We start from the raw sequence: 17,884 nt of genomic DNA on the forward strand, positions 1-17,884 counted from the left end.
CGGGTACGCCGAAGGGCCCGGTCGAGACTCGACCGGGCCCTTCGGCGTGTCGCTGGTATCAGCCGGGCGAGATCAGCTGAAGGAGTCACCGCACGCGCAGCTGCTGCCCGCGTTGGGGTTGTCGATGGTGAAGCCCTGCTTCTCGATCGTGTCGGCGAAGTCGATCGTGGCGCCCTCGAGATAGGGGGCGCTCATCCGGTCGACGACCACGCCGACCCCGTTGAACTCGCACACGAGGTCGCCGTCGAGGGAGCGCTCGTCGAAGTAGAGCTGGTAGATCAGGCCCGAGCAGCCACCGGGCTGGACACCGATACGCAGACGCAGGTCGTCGCGGCCCTCCTGTTCGAGCAGGCTCTTGACCTTGGAGGTGGCCACATCGGTGAGGACGACCCCGTGGGCGGGAGCCTCGGCCTGGGCCTCGGTGGCGGAAGCGTTCGTCTCAACACTCATCTTGCGTGTGTCCTTCGCGTCGTGGAGCACGGGCCGGCGTGGAGAACCCGCGCGCTGCCGGATCTGTTCCGGACGCCTCCAGAATACGTCCCCGTGACGGCGATGCGAACCGGCCCGGAGGGAGAGCCTGCTCACGACTGGGTGGGAGACCAGGTCCGGGCCACCCGCGCCGCGAGGTCGGCGAGCCGGGACTCCGTCCCGTCACCCACGGCGACCTGGGCGTGGGCCTCGGCACCGGCCAGGGTGTAGACGCCGTTCAGCCCGGCCTCCATCGTCTCGCGGCGGGACACGACGCTCTGCCCCGCGACGAGCAGCGTCGGCACGCCGAACTGGTCGGCGCGCCGGGACACCCCGAGCGGAACGCTGCCTTGCAGCGACTCCCAGTCGAAGGCGCCGCAGCCGGTGACGACGAGGTCGGATGCGGCGGCGAACCGGTCGAACCCGACGGCGTCGAGCACGGCCTCGACACCGGCGACATACCGCCCCCCGAGCAGGTGCAGCGCATAGCCGACACCGCCGCCGGCACCAGCACCGAGGGCCCGCTCAGGGCGGATCGCCTCTCCCGAGAGCAGGTCGGGCCGGGGCGGGTAGGCCCGCGCGAGGAGACCCGCGAAGTGCCCGAGCGCGCCCTCCAGCCCCTGTGCCTGCGCCGGGGTCGCGCCGATCCGCCCAGCGAACACGGCGCTGGCCCCCTTCAGTCCGAGCAGAGGTGACGCGACGTCGGCGGCGATGACCAGCTCGACGGTCCGGAACCGCTCGCGCGCTGCGTCGAGCCCACCGACCTGGTCCGGGCCCAGCCCGGCGAGCGTGCCGCCGCCCCGGGCGAGCCCGTCCGGGCTGCCGACGCCGAGTGCGGCGAGCAGTCCGGCCCCGGCGTCGTTGGTGCCGAGCCCGCCGACGCCCACCACGATCCGGCGCGCCCCCAGGTCGAGCGCGGCCAGCAGGAGGTGCCCGACGCCGGCCGAGGTCGTCCGTGTCGGGTCCCGCTCGTCGGCGGCGAGCAGATGCACGCCTGCAGCCTGGGCAGCCTCGACGTAGGCGGTGGGGCCGGTCTCGCCGGGGACGAGCAGGATCGTGGCCGGGACCGGCCGGCCGAGCGGGTCGGTCGTCACGACCGCCTCGAACGGTCCCTCGATACCGGAGGCGAGGGCCCCGACGAAGCCCGCACCACCGTCGGAGGCGGGCAGGCAGGCGAGCATGTCGTGCGGGGCGGTCCGGCGCCACCCGTCAGCGAGCATGGCGGCCACCCGCGGGCTGGGCAGGGCGTCGAACCGGTCTGGGACGATGAGCACGTGCACGGCCGCTATCCTCGCATTCGGCGGCATACGGGCCGGTCAGTCGCTGTGGGCCCCCAACCGCGCGAGCAGGACCGCCTCGGCGACGCAGACCCGCTCGAACTCGCCGAGGTGCAGCGACTCGTTGGCGCCGTGGGCGCGCGTGTCGGGGTCCTCGACTCCGGTCACGAGGATCGCTGCGTCGGGGAACCGGGCGACGAAGTCGGAGATGAACGGGATGGAGCCCCCGATCCCGGTGTCGACCGGCGGGACGCCCCACGCGTCCGCGAAGGACGCGCGGGCTTCGTCGTAGATCGGGCCGTCCGCCTCGGCCGCGAAGCCGGACCCGCTCTCCTCGAGGGCCACCTCGACCCGCGCACCCCACGGGGCATGCTGCTCCAGGTGGCTCTTGAGCGCCTCGAAGGCCGCCTGCGGGTCCTGCGTCGGCGCGATCCGCATGGAGATCTTGGCGGCGGCCTTGGCGGCGAGCGTGTTCGAGGCCTTCTCGACCGAGGTGACGTCCATGCCGATCGTCGTGATCGACGGCTTGTGCCACAGGCGGGTCAGGATCGAGCCGGACCCGATCAGGCTGACCCCGTCGAGCAGCCCCGACTCCGCGCGGAACCGGGCCTCGTCGTAGTCGAGGTCGGCCGCGACGCCCTCGTCGAGGCCTGACACTGCGACGTTGCCCTGCTCGTCGTGCAGCGTCGCGAGCAGCTTGACGAGGGCGGTGACGGCGTCGGGTGCGGCGCCGCCGTACATCCCCGAGTGGACCGCGTGGTCGAGGGTCTGGACGCGGACGATCGCCCGGACTCCACCTCGCAGGGTCGTCGTGAGGGCGGGCACGCCGATGGCCCAGTTGCCGGAGTCGGCGATGACGATGGCGTCGGCGGCCAGCTTGTCGCCGTGCCTGTCGAGGATGGCAGGCAGGGAAGCCGAGCCGAACTCCTCCTCGCCTTCGACGAAGACGGTGACACCCACCGGGAGGCTCCCGCTGTGGGCCCGCAGCGCGGCGACGTGGGCCATGACACCGGCCTTGTCGTCGGCGGCGCCCCGGCCGTAGAGCCGCCCGTCGCGCTCCGTCGGCTCGAACGGCGGGCTGTCCCAGTCGGCGTCCTCCCCCGGCGGCTGGACGTCGTGGTGCGCGTAGAGCGTGACCGTGGGCGCTCCGGGGGGCCCGGCGATGCGCCCCAGCACGGCCGGCCGGCCTCCCTCGACGATGATCTCGACGTCGAGGCCCTCGGCCCGCAGCAGTGCGGCGACGGCCTCGGCGCTGTGTGCCACCTGGGCTTGGTCGAACGAGGTCGCGGAGACGCTCGGGATCCGCACGAGCGACTCGAGGTCGGCACGAACCTGCGGCATGAGCCCGGCGACGCGCTCCCGGATCGCCTGGACCTGCTCTGGGGTGAGGATGTCAGCAGTCACGGCTTCGACCCTAGCCGCGTCGCGACGCCGTTGACGCCAGGTGTGTCCTTGAGGGGTGGACGACCCGGTGCAAGCGGCCCTGCGAGCCATGCCACGCAGTGGCTTCCTGCACCCTGCTGACCGCAGCCGGGCCGCGGACGATGCCCCGATCCAGATCGGGCACGGGCAGACTTGCTCCCAGCCGAGCACCGTATGCGCGATGCTGGGCCTGCTGCAGGTCTGCCCAGGGGACCGGGTGCTCGACATCGGGTCGGGCTCGGGCTGGACGACCGCCCTGCTCGCCCACCTCGCCGGACCAGCCGGGACCGTCGTCGGCCTCGAGCTCGAACCCGACCTGTTCCGCTGGGGGCGGGCCAACCTCGAACGGTCCGGTCTCGAGGCGGCGACGATCCGGCAGGCCCAGCCAGGGGTCCTCGGCTCCCCGGATGACGACCCGTGGGACCGGATCCTCGTGTCGGCGGGCGCGCGGTCCGTGCCGCAGACCCTCGTCGAGCAGCTCGCGGAAGGGGGCCGGTTGGTCATCCCCGTCGTGGGCTGGATGACCCTCGTCGAACGGTCCGGCGGCCACGTCCGCACATCCAGGCACGGTCCCTACCGCTTCGTGCCGTTGCGCTGAGCGCGGCCGGCCGCCAAGGCGGGGCCGGGGCTGCGCGGCTCCAGGCGTGGTCGCGATTGGGGCTCTCGCGGTCCGCTCACCTACAGTTGTGCCTGTGTTCGGACGCAAGAAGACCCTCAACGAGAACCTCGCCGAGGAGGCCGCTGCCCACCCGGAGCGGCCCGGCGCCAAAAACAAGCCCACGCCCAAGCGGCGTGACCAGGAGGCTGCGAACAAGCGTCCGCTCATCGTGACCGACCGCAAGGCAGCCCGGTCCCAGGACAAGGTCGCGCGACGCGAGGCGATGGCCAAGCAGCGTCAGGGCATGCTGACCGGCGACGAGCGCTACCTCCCGGCCCGCGACAAAGGCCCGCGCCGCCGGTTCATCCGCGACACGGTCGATGCCCGGTGGAACCTCGGCGAGTTCATGCTGCCGGTCATGCTCCTCGTCCTGCTGCTCAGTTTCGTCCGCACGTCATGGGCCATGCTCGCCGTCTTCGTCCTCGTCTACGGCCTGATCATCATCGCGGTCCTCGACGCCTTCCTGATGTGGATGCGTACCAAGAAGAAGATCACCCAGAAGTTCGGCGGCGCCGAACGGGGTGACGCCATGTACACGATCATGCGCGCCTTCCAGATGCGGCGCACCCGGATGCCGAAGCCGCAGGTCACGCGGGGCCAGCGCCCCTCCTGACGGGGCCCCGCCGGGACAACCGACCGGAACGAGCGCGGCTCCGCAAGGTTGCCTGAGCACGGCGGGAGCGGCCCAGCGGTCGTCAGTCCGGCCGGTTGTACCGCGAGTCAGGCCGAGTCGGGCCGAGTCAGGCCTGGAGGGCCGAGTCGGGCCGAGTCGGGCCGAGTCAGGCCTGGAGGTCGGCGAAGGCCAGCGGCCGGCGCGTCACGGCATAGGTCGCGAAGTAGAGCCTGGCGACGGAGCCGTCCTCGGCCCGCACGACCTCGAGCACCTCGCCGCGCTCGCGACCCTCGACGGCACGGAAGCGGTCCGGACCCTCGGCGGCATACCGGGTCTCGGAGAGCGGGTCGATCTCGGTGAGGCGCGACCAGAGCGCGCCCCCGCGCACGAAGAAGGTGATCGGCGAGCCTTCGGACCACCACAGCCCGAGCAGCGGCGCGAAGTCGGGGTGGGTAGCCTCCGGCTGCCACGGCTGGGGCAGGCTCGGCTCGGCATCGAGGACCACATCGATCAGGTCGGTCGCGAGGACGAGCGGCTCGGCGCCCGAGGTGCAGTTGGCGAACACGATCGCCCCGAGGCCGTCCTTGCGGCGCACCCGCAGGCCGGTGAGATAGCCCGGCATCGCTCCGCCGTGCCCGACGTAGACGCGCTCGCCACGCCGCCCCATCCCGAAGCCGAGGCCGTAGCCGCCGGTCCAGCCGTCGGGGTCGCTCAGGATGATCGGGCGGCACATCTCCTCGATCGTCTCGGGTCGCACGACCCGGCTGTCCGGGCAGGCGATGTAGGCCGCGTAACGGACCATGTCGGCCACGGTCGACCAGAGGCCGCCGAGCGGCGCGGTCGCGTTCAGGGTGAAGACCGGCTCCTCGGTCGCGGTGCCGGAGTAGGGGTCGACCTGGTAGCCCCTGGCCCGGTCATCCGCGGGTGCGAGGCCGGTGCGCGTCATACCGAGCGGGCCGAGCACCCGCTCGCGCACCACGACCTCCCAGTCCTGGCCGGTCACTCGCTCGACGAGCTGCCCGAGCAGCCCGTCGGCGAGGTTGGAGTAGTGGAACGCGTGGTGTGCCGGCAGCACCTGCTCGGCCTGCTCGACCCCCGCCAGGAAGGCGTGCCGGTCGGGCGCCTCGAGGCTCTCCCAGATTCGCCCGACCGGCTCACGCTGCAGGCCGGAGGCGTGGGCAAGCATCTGCCGGATCGGCACCCGCGCGTGCCGGGTGCCGGGCAGATACGTGCCGAGCAGGTCGTCGAGTGTCAGCCGACCCTCGTCCCGCAGGGACATCACCGCGAGGGCGGTGAACGTCTTGGTCACCGAGCCGATCATGAACTGGGTCTCGTCCGTGGCCGGCACCCCAGCCTCGCCGAGCCGGGCCGAGCCGGCGTGCCCCGACCAGGCCAGCCTGCCGCCGCGCACCACCCCGGCGCTGACACCCGGTGCCCGCCAGTCCCGCTGCGCGGTGACCAGCCTCGCCTCGAGCCGCCGCGCGAGCCCGTCGGACAGCACGCCTGACGACGATCCCGGCGGCGACTCGGAAGGCGACCAGGCAGGCGACTCGGAAGGCAACCCCAGCGAGGAGGGCTCAGCCGGGGAAGCCGCGCTCACTCGGCGGCCCGCAGGCTCATCGGCCCGTAGACGAGCGTGTCGCCCTGGCGCAGCGTCACCGACTCGACGCCACCGGCAAGCAGGTCTCGCCACGACTCGCCGAGCCAGCTCTCGGCGTCACTCTGGGTGGGGAACTGCGTCGCCGGCGCAATCTCTGCCGTCACGGGACTCCCCTCGATGTCGTAGTAGCCCCAGGTCCAGTCCGCACTCATGGAAGAACCCTACGGCCAGAGGGTTCGTTTGACGGGCGGGCCTCGAGCGTGCGACGGTTCGGCTGACCGAACTGGGGACCAGGGGCAAGCCGGTGAGACTCCGGCGCTGACCCGCAACCGTGATGTCGACCGCACGCCCGCGCGAGCCCTCGACCAGCCGGAAAACCCTCCCCCGGCCGGATCGTCATCCGTCTGTCGTGGAATACGGACCGGAGCTGTAGAGGCAGGAACCCCTTCCTCGGTCTCCGACCGTGAGGAGGAAGCCATGCCCACCACCCACCGCCGCTCGCTGCGCGCCGTCCTCGTCGCGCTGCTGGCCGCAGGCCTCGGCCTGCTGATGATCGCGCCCGCCCACGCTGCGGCGTACCGCTTCTGGGGCTTCTACCAGCTCACCGACGGGGCGTGGGCGTTCGCCCAGAAGGGCGCCGACCAGACCGTGCCCAAGGACGGCTCGGTCGAGGGCTGGCGGTTCGCCGTGAGCGACACGAGCGGGGCCCGCTACCCACGCGCCGTGCTGACCTTCGAGCAGGTCTGTGGTCAGACGCCAGCCGTGAGCGGCCAGAAGCGAGTCGGCCTCGTCGTCGACTACGGCCGCGGCGCCGACGCCGAGGACGCGGCCACGCCCCCCGCCCCCGCCGCGAGCTGCGCCGTCGTCGACAGCGACGCGACCAGTCTCGACGTGCTCGGCACCACGGGCGGGCTGCGGGTCGAGAAGGGCCTCGTCTGCGGCGTCGACGGCTACCCCGCCGCCGGGTGCGGGGGCGAGGTCGGCACCGTCAGCGCGCAGGCCAAGGCCGCCGACACGCCGGTCAGCATCGCCGTCCCGGCGGCCACACCCACGGCCGCCGCACCCGCGCCGGCGGCGGACCCGGCCGCAGCGGCGGACCAGCCGACCTCGGCAGGGACGTGGGCGGCATACATCATCGTCGCGGTCCTCGTGATCGCACTCATCGGCTACCTGCTGCTCCGGTCGCGCGCGAGCGCCCGACGGCAGAGGTGAGCCGATGGCCGGGCGGCGAGAGCGGCTGTTGCACCCGGCAGCCTGGTGGCTGTGGGGGCTGGGCCTCGCCACGGCGGCCTCTCGCACGATGAACCCGGCCCTGCTCCTGCTCGTCATCGGAGTGTGCGTCCTTCTCGTCTCGGAGCGACGGGACCCGGCGGCTCCGAACCCGTTGCGAGCCTTCCTCGTGCTCGGCGGTGTCATCATCGTCCTGCGCGTGCTCATCACCATCGTGCTCGGCAACGGCGTCTACGGCGACACGATCCTGTTCACCCTGCCGCGGATCCCGCTGCCCGAGTGGGCGGCCGGGGTTCGACTTGGTGGCCCGGTCGCGCTCGAGCCGATTCTCTATGCGGTCTACGACTCGCTGCGCCTCACGGCGATCCTCGCCTGTGTCGGCGCCGCGAACGCCCTGGCCAGCCCGCGCCGGATGCTGCGACACCTGCCCGCAACGCTGTATGACGTCGGCACCGCCGTCGTCGTCGGCCTGACCTTCGCACCGCGCCTGCTCACGGATGCTCGCGCGGTGCACAAGGCCCGGGCGCTGCGTGGCCACGACGGCCACGGACCGCGTGAAGTGGCCCGACTGGCCGTGCCCGTCCTCGAGACGGCGTTCGAGCGGTCCCTCGGGCTGGCCGCGTCGATGGAGTCACGCGGCTACGGTCGCCTCGTCACCTCCACGAGGGCCTCCCGACGCCTCGCCACCGCCCTCGCCCTCACCGGTCTCACCGGTGTGCTTGCCGGGCTGTACGGCCTGCTCGACGCGTCGGTCGGTGGCGCGCTCGGGTTGCCACTGCTGCTGGCCGGTGTCCTGCTCGCCGGTGCGAGCCTGATCGTCGGTGCCTCCAAGGAGGAGCGCACCGGACACCATCGCGACCCGTGGTCGTGGGCCGAGACCGCGACGGTGTGCGCAGGAGGCGTCCCCGCCGCGGTGCTCGTGCTCGGCAGCGTCCAGGGGTGGGACGGGATCCTCGCGCCGCAGACGGCGACCCTGCCCCCGGTGCCCCTCACCGCCGTCCTCGCGATCGTCGTCGCCGCCTCGCCGGCCTTCTTCACCCCCCGACCTCGACCCCAGGTGGACGCATGATCAGCTTCGAACACGTCACCGTGCGCTATCCGGAGTCGTCCACCCCGGCGCTCGACGACGTGACCCTGCAGGTCCCCGAGGGTGAACTCGTCCTCGTCGTCGGTCCCACCGGCAGCGGCAAGTCGACCCTGCTGCGGTGCGTCAACGGGCTCGTCCCCCACTTCAGCGGGGGCCTGCTCTCCGGCTCCGTGCTCGTCGAGGGGCTCGACACCCGCGGGCACCGGCCACGCGACCTGGCCACCGTCGTCGGGCTGGTCGAGCAGAACCCCGTCTCGACGTTCGTCACGGACGTCGTCGAGGACGAGATCGCCTACGGAATGGAGACGTTGGGGCTCGCCCCCGCGACGATCCGCCGGCGGGTCGAGGAGACGCTCGACCTGTTCGGGCTCACCCCCCTGCGGTCCCGGGCGCTCGGCAGCCTCTCGGGCGGACAGCAGCAACGGGTGGCCATCGCCGCCGTCTTCGCGGCGGGCCCCCGCATCCTCGTCCTCGACGAGCCGACCTCGGCGCTCGACCCGGTCGCAGCCGAGGAGGTCCTGGCATCCCTCGACCGGATCGTGCACGACCTGGGCACGACGGTGGTGCTCGCCGAACACCGGCTCGAGCGGGTCATCCACCACGCCGACCGGGTCGTCCTGCTCGAGGCGGGACGGACCAGCCCGCTGCTCGACCCCGCGGACGCGATGCGCATCTCGCCGATCCACCCGCCGGTCGTCGCGTTGGCCCGGCTCGCCGCGTGGGACCCGCCGCCGCTGTCGATCAGGGACGCCCGGCGCCGGGTCGGCGAGCTGCGTCGCCGGCTCGCCGGCGCCGAGCCGCCCGAGCCTCGCCCGACCCGAGCCGACCCGGCCCTGACGCTCTCCGGAACGCGCGTCCTGCGCGGGCGGCGGGTCGTCCTCGACCGGCTCGACCTCACCGTCGAGCAGGGCTCGGTCACCGCCCTCATGGGTCGCAACGGTGCGGGTAAGTCCACCCTGCTCGGGGCGGTCGGCGCCCAGCTGCCCGTCGCCGGGGGCCGGGTCCGGGTGGGAGCAGGTCAGCTCGACCCTCACGCGCTCCCGGCCCGCGAGCGCGTTCACCTCGTCGGCATGGTGCCCCAGCAGCCGGACCTGCTCCTGTACACGGAACGCGTGGCGGACGAATGTCTGAGCGCCGACCGCGACTTCGACGTGGCCCCCGGCACGACAGCCGACCTGCTCGAGACGATCGCCGGGCCGATCGACCCGACCCGCCACCCCCGCGACCTGTCCGAGGGCCAGCGCCTGGAGCTCGCCCTCGCCGTCATCCTCGCCGGCGGACCGGAGGTGCTCCTGCTCGACGAACCCACCCGCGGGCTCGACTACGGGGCCAAGCATCGCCTCGCGACCCTTCTGGCCCGCCTCGCCGAAGCCGGCACGACGATCGTCCTGGCGACCCATGACGTCGAGATGGTCGCCGAGACCGCGGACCGGGTCGTCATCCTGGCCGACGGCGAGATCGTCGCCGACGGCCCGGTCCGGCAGGTGCTCGCCGCCTCGCCCGCCTTCGCACCCCAGGTGACCAAGGTGCTGCATCCGCAGACCTGGCTCACCGTCGATGACGTCGCCGCCGCGCTTGGCAGGTCCGCATGACCACCGTCACCAAGAGCGGCCCTCACACCATCCGGGCGGTGATCGCCCTGAGGTGGCCGAGCGTCGTCACGATCGCACTGGCCGGGGTCGTCGGACTGGTGGGGTTCACCTGGCCGTTCCTCGCCTCAGCCGAGTTCGTGCGCTCTCACGGCAACGACACCCCGTGGCTCTTCGCGGGCCTGCTCGGCCTGCTCTGTCTCGTCTGCCTCGCCGAGGTCAGCTCCGGGCGGCTCGATCCCAAGACGATCGCCGTCCTCGGTGTCGCAGCGGCCGCCGGCGGCGGGATGCGCGTCCTCAGCGCCGGGACCGCCGGCCTCGAGCCGCTCTTCTTCGTCATCATCGTGGCCGGCCGGGTCCTCGGCCCCGGGGTGGGCTTCGTCTCCGGTGCCCTCGCCCTGCTGACCGGCGCCCTGCTCACGGGGGGCGTCGGGCCCTGGCTGCCCTACCAGATGCTCTGCGCTGGTGGTGTCGGGCTCGGGGCCGCGCTCCTGCCCGTCCGCGCGGGCTCGCGGGCCGAGCGGTGGCTGCTCGCCGGCTACGCCCTGGTGACCGGTCTGCTGTTCGGGCTGGTCATGAACCTCTGGTTCTGGCCGTTTCTCGGCGTGGGCGCCCAGAGCGCGATGAGCTTCGTGCCCGGGGCGCCGGTCGCCGAGAACGTGCAGCACTACGCGCTCTTCTATCTCGCCACCTCGCTCGGGTGGGACCTGCCGCGCGGGGTCCTCAACGCGATCCTCGTCCTCGCCGCCGGCCCGGCCCTGCTCAGGGTCTTCCGCCGCGCCTCCCGGCGCGCCGCATTCGGGGTGCCGGCCCGCTTCGAAGCCGCCGAGCACGACCCCACGACGAGACAGGTCGCGTCATGACCGTCACCCTCGTCACAGGCCCGGTGCGAAGCGGCAAGAGCCGCCATGCGGAGGACCTCCTGTCGGCCCATCGCGAGGTCACCTACCTCGCGACCGGCCCCCGCCCGGCAGGTGATCCCGCGTGGGCGGCGCGGGTCGAGCAGCACCGGCGCCGACGCCCGGCGGGCTGGACCACCATCGAGTCGCTCGATGTCGCCGCGGCGGTCCGACGGGCTCGGCTGCCGCTGCTGGTCGACTGTCTCGGCACGTGGCTCACCGGCCTCGTCGACAAGACCGGGTGGGGCGACCTGCTCGCCGCGGCGGCGGCGGTCGGCGCGGCTCGTGAAGACCTCACGGCGGCGCTCGCCGAGGCAATGGTGCCGGTCGTCCTCGTGACGAACGAGGTCGGGTGGGGCGTCGTGCCGCCGACCGACTCCGGACGCTTCTTCCAGGACGAGCTGGGGAGGGTCAACGCGGCCGTGAGCGCACAGTCCGTCGCAGTGCACCTCGTCGTCGCGGGGCGAGTGCTCGACCTCAGCGGGGCACCGCTCGTCCCGGAGCGCCCCGCACCGAGGAGACTCCGTGCGTGACACCTGGCGTCTCGCGGTCGGCACCTTCCTCGCGGTACCCGTCTCGCCGCCCAGACACCTCGACCGACGCATCGCGGGCGGGGCGATGCTCCTCGCACCGGTCACGACGGTTCCGGCGCTGCTCCTATGGGCCTGCCTCGCGGTCCTGATCGGCCATGCCTGGCTGTCGCCGGCGATCGGGGCGGTGCTCGCCGTCGCCGGCCCGGTCCTGTTCTCCCGGGCCATGCACCTCGACGGTCTGGCCGACACCGCCGACGGCCTGTCCGCCGGCTACGACCCGGACCGCTGCCTCGCCGTGATGCGACGCAGCGACATCGGGCCCTCCGGGGTCACCGCGATCGTGCTCGTGCTGCTCGCCGACGTCGCCTGCCTCGCCACGCTGCTCCCGGCACCGGCCGGTGCCGTCCTGGCCGGAACCGCGCTCGTGGCCAGCCGACTCGCCCCCGCCCTCGCGGGTTGCGGCTGGCCGGCGGCACGCCCGGAGGGCCTGGGCCATGCCGTGGCGAGGTCGGTGCGGCCGGCCTCCCTCGCCGCCGCGATCACGGCTGCGCTGTGCCTGACCGCGCTCGCCACGTGGCTGGGTCACCTGGCGTGGTATGCCGCTCCCCTCGTCCTGCTCGTCGCCCTCGCCGGCGCGTGGTTCGTCACGGCCCGGGCGGTGCGCCGTCTGGGCGGCGTGACCGGTGATGTCATCGGCGCCGCGATCGAGCTGTCCCTTGCGCTGGCCCTCGTCGTCGCGGCGGTGCTCCACAGAGCGTGACGTGCCGGGGCTGGGCGAGGGGGCAGCCTCGGCACGTCCGGACTCTTGTGGCCCCGTCAGGACGGTTTGACCTCGATGAAGGGCGGCTTGACGACGGTCGCCTCGACGGCACGGCCCCGCACGTCGATGGTCACGGCGTCACCCACCGCGACGTCGGGGCCGAGCAGGGCCAGGGCGATGCCGTGCTTGAGGGTCGGGGAGAACGTCCCGGAGGTGACCTTCCCGACCGGCTCCCCGCCCCGTGACACCGCACAGCCCGGTCGCGGGATGCCCCGACCGGTGACGCGGAGCCCGTGCGCGATGCGCGCCGGGTGCCCCCGCTCGGCGAGCAGGGCGTCCCTGCCCCAGAAGGCCTCCTTCTTCCACCCGACGGCCCAGCCGACCCGGGCCTGCACCGGCGAGATCTGCGGCGAGAGGTCCTGTCCGTGCAGGGCATACCCCATCTCGGTCCGCAGGGTGTCGCGTGACCCGAGCCCACACGGCAGGCCGCCCATGGGCTCCATGGCCTGGGCGAGCGCGTCCCACACCTGCAGCGCGCCGTCCCACGGCCCGACGAGCTCGTAGCCTCGCTCCCCCGTGTAGCCGGTGCGACAGACAGTGAGCGGCTGACCATGCCAGTCAGTTTCGACGAAGGACATGTAGGAGTGCCCGGTGGGTAGCTCGAGGGCCTGGAGCAGATCGTCGCTGCGCGGGCCCTGCACTGCGATGATCGCGAACTCGTCATGCCGGTTCGTCACGGAGACGCCCTCCGGGGCCGCGTCCTCGAGCAGGCCGACGACCTGTGCCGTGTTGGCGGCGTTGGGGATGAGGAAGACGTCCTCGTCCGAGCGCAGGTAGGCGATGAGGTCGTCGACCGCTCCGCCGGTCTCGTTGCAGCACAGGGTGTACTGCGCGGAGCCGGGCTGGATGCGGCGCAGGTCGTTGGTCAGGCAGGTGTTCACGAAGGCCGCAGCACCCGGACCGGCGACCGTCGCCTTGCCGAGATGGCTGACGTCGAAGATGCCGACCCGCTCGCGGACCGCGGTGTGCTCGGCGACCACGCCTCCGCCGGGATACTCGATCGGCATGTCCCAGCCGCCGAAGTCGGCCATCTTGGCGCCGAGGGCGACATGGCGGTCGTGGAGGGGGGACGTGCGCCCCGAAGTCGAGTTCGTCATGGTTCCAACCTAGCGGGACGAGACTGCTCGTTATGATCGAGCGGCGTCAATCACCCGGACAAAGGAGTCCTCCTCGTGGCCCAGCTGACCAGCTCCAGCCGTTCCGCCGCCGACATCGACGCCGACGCGGTCGTCATCCTGCTGGCCAAGGACGGTGATCGAGCGGTGCTGACGGACGGCCACGGGTTGTCGCAGCAGGCGGTGGGGCACCTGACGAGCGTCATCTCGGAGCTCGAGCTGAAAGGGGGCCCGGGCGAGGTGACGACGTTGGCAGCCGTCCCCGGCGTCACCGCGGCTCGCGTCGTCCTGGCCGGGGCCGGCGAGCTGGCGGACGGTCCGGCCGCAGCGACGCACGAGCACGTCCGCCAGGCGGTTGGTGCCGCGACGCGTGGGCTCGAGAAGAAGACGAAGGTCGCGGTGGTGGTGCCCAACGCGTCGCCGGACCTGCTCGCCGCTGTCGCCGAGGGTGCCGCTCTCGGCGCCTACACACCAGCCAAGGCCGGCTCGACCTCGACCCCGAAGGCGCAGGGCATCACCGTGCTGGGTCCCACCGACGGCCCGGCTCGCAAAGCGATCAAGCGGGCCGCGGCCATCGGGTCCGCAGTGGCCTACGCCCGAGACCTGGTCAACCAGCCACCGAACCTGCTCTTCCCGGAGTCCTTCGTCACCTCGCTCGGCGAGCACGTCAAAGGCACCAAGGTCAAGCTGAAGAGCCTCGACCTGAAGCAGCTGCGGGCCGGTGGCTACGGCGGCATCGTCGGGGTCGGGCAGGGCTCCGTCAACGAGCCACGCCTGGCGGTACTGACCTACGCCCCAGCACGACCCAAGGCGAAGCTCGCCTTCGTCGGCAAGGGCATCACCTTCGACTCGGGTGGCCTCTGCATCAAGCCGGCGGACGGCATGCTGACGATGAAGTCCGACATGGCCGGCGCCGCCGCGGTCGCGGCGGCGGTGCTCGCCATCGCCGAGCTCGGCCTCCCGGTCGCGGTCACCGGCTACCTCGGCATCGCCGAGAACATGCCGAGCGGCACCGCCCAGAGGCCGAGCGATGTCGTGACGATGCGCGGCGGCAAGACCGTCGAGATCCTCAACACCGATGCGGAGGGCCGGATGGTCCTCGGCGACTGCATCGCGCTCGCGGGCGAGGGCGGGCCCGATGCCATCGTCGACATCGCGACATTGACCGGCGCTCAGGTTATCGCCCTTGCCGGCACCGCCGCCGTCATGGGCCGAGGTGAGCAGTTCCGCGCCCGCATCGTCGCTGCGGCCGACGTCGTCGGTGAGGCGGTGTGGCCGATGCCGCTGCCGAGCGAGCTGCGTCCCAGCCTGGACAGCCCCAACGCCGACATCGCCCACAAGGGCGGCCGCGAGGGCGGGATGCTGACGGCCGGCATCTTCCTCGGGGAGTTCGTGCCCGAGGGCATCGACTGGGGACACATCGACATCGCCGGGCCGTCCTTCAACGACAAGAGCGCCCACGGCTACACCCCGAAGGGTGGCACCGGCTTCGGTGTGCGGACCCTCGTCGGCCTCGCCGAGTCCTATCTCTGACGCACGACCTGCGACGATGCAGCGGGTCGTCCGGGGACTCGAGGGGGCTCGGGGGCGCAGGCCGTTCGCGGCCGTGAGCCCCCGAGGGTTGGCTCAGCCGCCGGACTTCCTGCGGAACATCTGCTGCGCCTTCGCCGGCCCATGGGCTCCGTGGACCTTGGACCGATCGCCACCGTCGGAGACGTCCTTGCCGGCGTGTGCCTGCTTCTTCTCCAGGGCCTCCCGGAACTTCGCCCGGGTCTCCTCGCTGGGGCCCGGGGCGGCTCCCTCCTGCTTGGACATGTCATAACCTCCTGCATCGACGCGACCGTGCACCTCCACCTTGTCAGGTGCGACGACCTGCCTTCCAGTCCATATCCGTATGCCGCCGAGCGGGCCTACGCGTCACCACGGCGTTTCCGGGTGTTCCACTCTCGCATCCGGTTCGGATAGCCGGTCTTGTTGACGTCGTAGACGGGGACTCCGAGCCGTTGGCTCAGGTCGTAGGCCTCTTTGGGCGAGCCGACCGCACGCCGGGTCCACTTGCCATCCCAGGCGATCAGCACGACGGTCGTCGAGGTGACACTCGTCGGCGGCTCGACGTAGGCCTCCACCCCACGGTGGGTCTCGACGAACTGTGCGAGATAGCCCTCCACGGCTCGCCGGTCGATGTCCATCTGCGGACCGTCGGATCGCGTCGAGTCCTCTCGTTGGGCGCGCTTGCGCCGCGAGAACCAACTCATGGCGGAACTTTACGACGTCTTGCCCGGAGGATCTCGCGACGGGCTCCTTGTGACGTCGGTCTCGAACAATGACAAGATGCTCATCACACGCTGCCCGCCCAGCAACTGTGGGCGCGGACAGCCTGCACCGGATCACCGAGCCTCGCAAGGAGCACCCGCATGTCGGCCACCGCAGCGGACGACTATGACGTCGTCATTCTCGGAGGAGGGTCGGGCGGCTACGCCTGCGCCCTGAGATCAGCGGAGCTGGGGCTCCGCGTTGCGCTCGTCGAGAAGGGCGAGCTGGGCGGCACCTGCCTGCACCGCGGCTGCATCCCGACCAAGGCACTGCTACACGCGGCTGAGGTCGCCGACACCGCCCGTGAGGGCGAGAAGTTCGGCGTCATGACCACCTTCGAAGCTGTCGACATGGACCGCGTCAAGGCCTACAAGACGGGCGTCGTGTCACGGCTGCACAAGGGCCTACAGGGGCTCGTCGCCGCCGCGAAGATCGAGTATGTCGCCGCCGAAGGTCGCCTCGACGGTCCCGGCACCGTCGTCGCCGGGGACCGGCGACTCAGTGGACGGCACGTCGTCCTGGCCACCGGCAGCTACGCTCGCACGCTGCCCGGCCTCGACATCGGCGGGCGAATCGTCACCAGCGACGAGGCCCTGGGTCTCGACGAGCTCCCCGCTCGGGTCGTCGTCCTCGGCGGTGGGGTCATCGGCGTCGAGTTCGCGTCGGTGTTCCGCAGCTTCGGCGCCGACGTGACGGTCGTCGAAGCGCTACCCCGACTCGTCGCGGCCGAGGACGAGGCCGCCTCGAAGCAGCTCGAACACGCGTTCCGCCGACGCAAGATCGGGGTGCGCACCGGAGTCCCGTTCGCGAGCGCGACGCAGGCGGACGAGGTCGTCACGGTGACACTGGAGTCCGGCGACACGATCGAGGCCGACCTGCTCCTCGTCGCCGTCGGACGCGGCCCGGCAACCGAGGGGCTCGGCTACGAGGAGGCCGGAATCGCCATGGACCGCGGCTTCGTCCCGACCGACGAGCGGCTGCACACCAACATCGAAGGGGTGCGGGCGGTAGGCGACATCGTCCCCGGCCTCCAGCTGGCCCATCGTGGCTTCGCGCAGGGCATCTTCGTGGCAGAGGACATCGCGGGCCTGTCCCCCAGCGTCATCGACGAGACGACGATCCCGCGAGTCACCTACTGCGACCCCGAGGTCGCCAGCGTGGGCCTGACCGAGACACAGGCCCGCGACCGGTACGGGGAGGTCGCCACGTACGAGTACAACCTCGGCGGCAACGGCAAGTCGCAGATCCTCGGCACGCAGGGTTTCGTCAAGGTCGTGCGGCGTGCCGATGGCCCGGTCGTCGGCATCCACATGGTCGGGGCCCGCATGGGTGAGCAGGTCGGGGAGGCGCAGCTCATCGTCGGCTGGGACGCCTTCCCCGAGGACGTGGCAGCCTTCATCCACGCCCACCCGACCCAGAACGAGTCGCTTGGCGAGGCACACTTGGCCTTGGCCGGCAAGCCGCTGCACGCCCATTCGTGAGACACAGCCAGAACAGGAACGAGGAGAAGAACGCATGTCTGAACGCGTGACCATGCCAGCCCTGGGCGAGTCCGTCACCGAGGGCACCGTCACCCGCTGGCTGAAGGACGTGGGCGATCGGATCGAGGTCGACGAGCCGCTGCTCGAGGTGTCGACCGACAAGGTCGACACCGAGATCCCCTCCCCCATTGCAGGCACGCTTCAGGAGATCCTGGTGCAGGAGGACGACACGGTTCCCGTCGGCGCCGACCTGGCCGTGATCGGAGAAGGTGCGGCGCCCGCTGCTGGAGGCGCGCCGGCCCAGGAGCAGGCGGCACCGGCTCAGGAGCAGGCGCCGGCCCAGATCGCCCCCGTGCAGCCGAGCCCACCGCAGGCCGAGCCCGCCCCGGCCGAGCCAACAGCGACCCCACAGGGCGAAAGCGCGGCTGACGGCGCCGTGGAGGGCGGCGAGACAGTCGTCATGCCCGCGCTCGGGGAGTCCGTGACCGAGGGCACCGTGACGCGTTGGCTGAAGGCCGTGGGTGACGAAGTCGCGATGGACGAGCCCCTTCTCGAGGTCTCGACCGACAAGGTCGACACCGAGATCCCCTCTCCTGTCGCGGGCACGCTCACCAAGGTCCTGGTCGCCGAGGATGAGGTGGTGCCCGTCGGTGGCGACCTGGCGGTCATCGGTGGATCTGTTGCTGCCGCCCCGGCTGCTGCGGCTCCGCCGGCCCCCGCGCCTGCACCTCCCGCTCCGACCCCTGCAACGCCTGCGGCTCCTGCTCCGGCTCCCGCAG

The 17,884-nt window shown here is 72.2% G+C and carries 19 protein-coding genes and 1 riboswitch; of the genes, 11 read left to right on the top strand and 8 right to left on the bottom strand.

The genetic code is table 11. The features are described 5' to 3' along the window. Nucleotides 1-72: 72 nt before the first annotated feature. The 3 genes from L0H79_RS12720 to L0H79_RS12730 all read right to left on the bottom strand — a co-directional run bounded on the left by L0H79_RS12720 (nucleotide 73) and on the right by L0H79_RS12730 (nucleotide 3,149). Complete coding sequence (locus L0H79_RS12720) at nucleotides 73-450, bottom strand: iron-sulfur cluster assembly accessory protein (RefSeq protein ID WP_301484989.1); 378 nt, start codon at nucleotides 448-450, stop codon at nucleotides 73-75. Between the two features lie 131 nt (nucleotides 451-581). Continuing rightward, complete coding sequence (locus L0H79_RS12725; protein ID WP_301484990.1) at nucleotides 582-1,748, bottom strand: glycerate kinase; 1,167 nt, start codon at nucleotides 1,746-1,748, stop codon at nucleotides 582-584. A gap of 36 nt (nucleotides 1,749-1,784) precedes the next feature. Beyond that, on the bottom strand, nucleotides 1,785-3,149 hold the full coding sequence (locus tag L0H79_RS12730) for a dipeptidase (RefSeq protein WP_301484991.1): 1,365 nt from the start codon (nucleotides 3,147-3,149) through the stop codon (nucleotides 1,785-1,787). 55 nt (nucleotides 3,150-3,204) lie between these two features. On the opposite strand from L0H79_RS12730, the gene L0H79_RS12735 reads away from it, so the two are divergent. Both L0H79_RS12735 and L0H79_RS12740 read left to right on the top strand, forming a co-directional pair. Beyond that, a complete protein-coding gene (locus L0H79_RS12735) occupies nucleotides 3,205-3,765 on the top strand; it encodes a protein-L-isoaspartate O-methyltransferase (protein WP_301484992.1) in 561 nt (186 codons plus the stop codon). 94 nt (nucleotides 3,766-3,859) lie between these two features. Then, nucleotides 3,860-4,438, top strand: coding sequence for a DUF3043 domain-containing protein (locus L0H79_RS12740; RefSeq protein ID WP_301484993.1), 579 nt, complete (start codon nucleotides 3,860-3,862; stop codon nucleotides 4,436-4,438). 166 nt (nucleotides 4,439-4,604) lie between these two features. Here the strand turns inward: L0H79_RS12740 and L0H79_RS12745 are convergent, their stop codons facing one another. Both L0H79_RS12745 and L0H79_RS12750 read right to left on the bottom strand, forming a co-directional pair. Beyond that, complete coding sequence (locus tag L0H79_RS12745) at nucleotides 4,605-5,939, bottom strand: serine hydrolase (RefSeq protein ID WP_301484994.1); 1,335 nt, start codon at nucleotides 5,937-5,939, stop codon at nucleotides 4,605-4,607. A 95-nt stretch (nucleotides 5,940-6,034) separates the two neighbouring features. Then, a complete protein-coding gene (locus L0H79_RS12750; protein ID WP_301484995.1) occupies nucleotides 6,035-6,250 on the bottom strand; it encodes a hypothetical protein in 216 nt (71 codons plus the stop codon). Nucleotides 6,251-6,330: 80 nt separating this feature from the next. Continuing rightward, nucleotides 6,331-6,418, top strand: a riboswitch (cobalamin riboswitch). Between the two features lie 97 nt (nucleotides 6,419-6,515). On the opposite strand from L0H79_RS12750, the gene L0H79_RS12755 reads away from it, so the two are divergent. Genes L0H79_RS12755 through L0H79_RS12780 form a run of 6 tightly spaced genes read left to right on the top strand, consistent with a single transcriptional unit; the run spans nucleotide 6,516 to nucleotide 12,136 of the window. Next, the gene (locus L0H79_RS12755; protein ID WP_301484996.1) at nucleotides 6,516-7,250 is read left to right on the top strand and encodes an SCO2322 family protein; all 735 of its coding nucleotides are present in this window, start codon (nucleotides 6,516-6,518) and stop codon (nucleotides 7,248-7,250) included. Between the two features lie 4 nt (nucleotides 7,251-7,254). Continuing rightward, nucleotides 7,255-8,337 (top strand): energy-coupling factor transporter transmembrane component T, encoded by a 1,083-nt coding sequence (locus L0H79_RS12760; protein WP_301484997.1) that lies wholly within the window; start codon nucleotides 7,255-7,257, stop codon nucleotides 8,335-8,337. Further along, nucleotides 8,334-9,947, top strand: a complete 1,614-nt coding sequence (locus L0H79_RS12765) for an ABC transporter ATP-binding protein (RefSeq protein WP_301484998.1) — start codon at nucleotides 8,334-8,336, stop codon at nucleotides 9,945-9,947. The genes L0H79_RS12760 and L0H79_RS12765 overlap by 4 nt, the downstream gene beginning before the upstream one ends. Next, nucleotides 9,944-10,807 carry an ECF transporter S component gene (locus tag L0H79_RS12770; protein WP_301484999.1) on the top strand — a complete coding sequence of 288 codons (864 nt, stop codon included), beginning with the start codon at nucleotides 9,944-9,946 and terminating at the stop codon, nucleotides 10,805-10,807. Before L0H79_RS12765 ends, L0H79_RS12770 begins: the two co-directional genes overlap by 4 nt. Then, the gene (locus L0H79_RS12775) at nucleotides 10,804-11,376 is read left to right on the top strand and encodes a bifunctional adenosylcobinamide kinase/adenosylcobinamide-phosphate guanylyltransferase (protein WP_301485000.1); all 573 of its coding nucleotides are present in this window, start codon (nucleotides 10,804-10,806) and stop codon (nucleotides 11,374-11,376) included. Before L0H79_RS12770 ends, L0H79_RS12775 begins: the two co-directional genes overlap by 4 nt. Beyond that, nucleotides 11,369-12,136 (top strand): adenosylcobinamide-GDP ribazoletransferase, encoded by a 768-nt coding sequence (locus L0H79_RS12780; RefSeq protein ID WP_301485001.1) that lies wholly within the window; start codon nucleotides 11,369-11,371, stop codon nucleotides 12,134-12,136. The genes L0H79_RS12775 and L0H79_RS12780 overlap by 8 nt, the downstream gene beginning before the upstream one ends. Before the next feature lie 56 nt (nucleotides 12,137-12,192). Here the strand turns inward: L0H79_RS12780 and gcvT are convergent, their stop codons facing one another. Beyond that, nucleotides 12,193-13,293, bottom strand: coding sequence for a glycine cleavage system aminomethyltransferase GcvT (gene gcvT / locus L0H79_RS12785; RefSeq protein WP_301485002.1), 1,101 nt, complete (start codon nucleotides 13,291-13,293; stop codon nucleotides 12,193-12,195). 75 nt (nucleotides 13,294-13,368) lie between these two features. Between gcvT and L0H79_RS12790 the strand changes: the two genes are divergently transcribed. Then, entirely contained in the window at nucleotides 13,369-14,844 is a 1,476-nt protein-coding gene (locus L0H79_RS12790) for a leucyl aminopeptidase (protein ID WP_301485003.1), read from the top strand. A gap of 93 nt (nucleotides 14,845-14,937) precedes the next feature. Here L0H79_RS12790 and L0H79_RS12795 read toward each other — a convergent pair whose 3' ends face one another. Continuing rightward, nucleotides 14,938-15,126: a DUF5302 domain-containing protein gene (locus L0H79_RS12795; RefSeq protein ID WP_301485004.1), complete on the bottom strand. Its 189-nt coding sequence runs from the start codon at nucleotides 15,124-15,126 to the stop codon at nucleotides 14,938-14,940. 95 nt (nucleotides 15,127-15,221) lie between these two features. Next, nucleotides 15,222-15,566 carry a hypothetical protein gene (locus L0H79_RS12800; RefSeq protein WP_301485005.1) on the bottom strand — a complete coding sequence of 115 codons (345 nt, stop codon included), beginning with the start codon at nucleotides 15,564-15,566 and terminating at the stop codon, nucleotides 15,222-15,224. Between the two features lie 159 nt (nucleotides 15,567-15,725). Between L0H79_RS12800 and lpdA the strand changes: the two genes are divergently transcribed. Further along, a complete protein-coding gene (lpdA, locus tag L0H79_RS12805; RefSeq protein ID WP_301485006.1) occupies nucleotides 15,726-17,105 on the top strand; it encodes a dihydrolipoyl dehydrogenase in 1,380 nt (459 codons plus the stop codon). A 34-nt stretch (nucleotides 17,106-17,139) separates the two neighbouring features. Next, a partial coding sequence (locus L0H79_RS12810; protein WP_301485007.1) for a biotin/lipoyl-containing protein occupies nucleotides 17,140-17,884 on the top strand: 745 nt, incomplete at its 3' end.

Source organism: Intrasporangium sp. (genome assembly GCF_030452765.1).
Taxonomy (GTDB): Bacteria; Actinomycetota; Actinomycetes; order Actinomycetales; family Dermatophilaceae; genus Intrasporangium_A.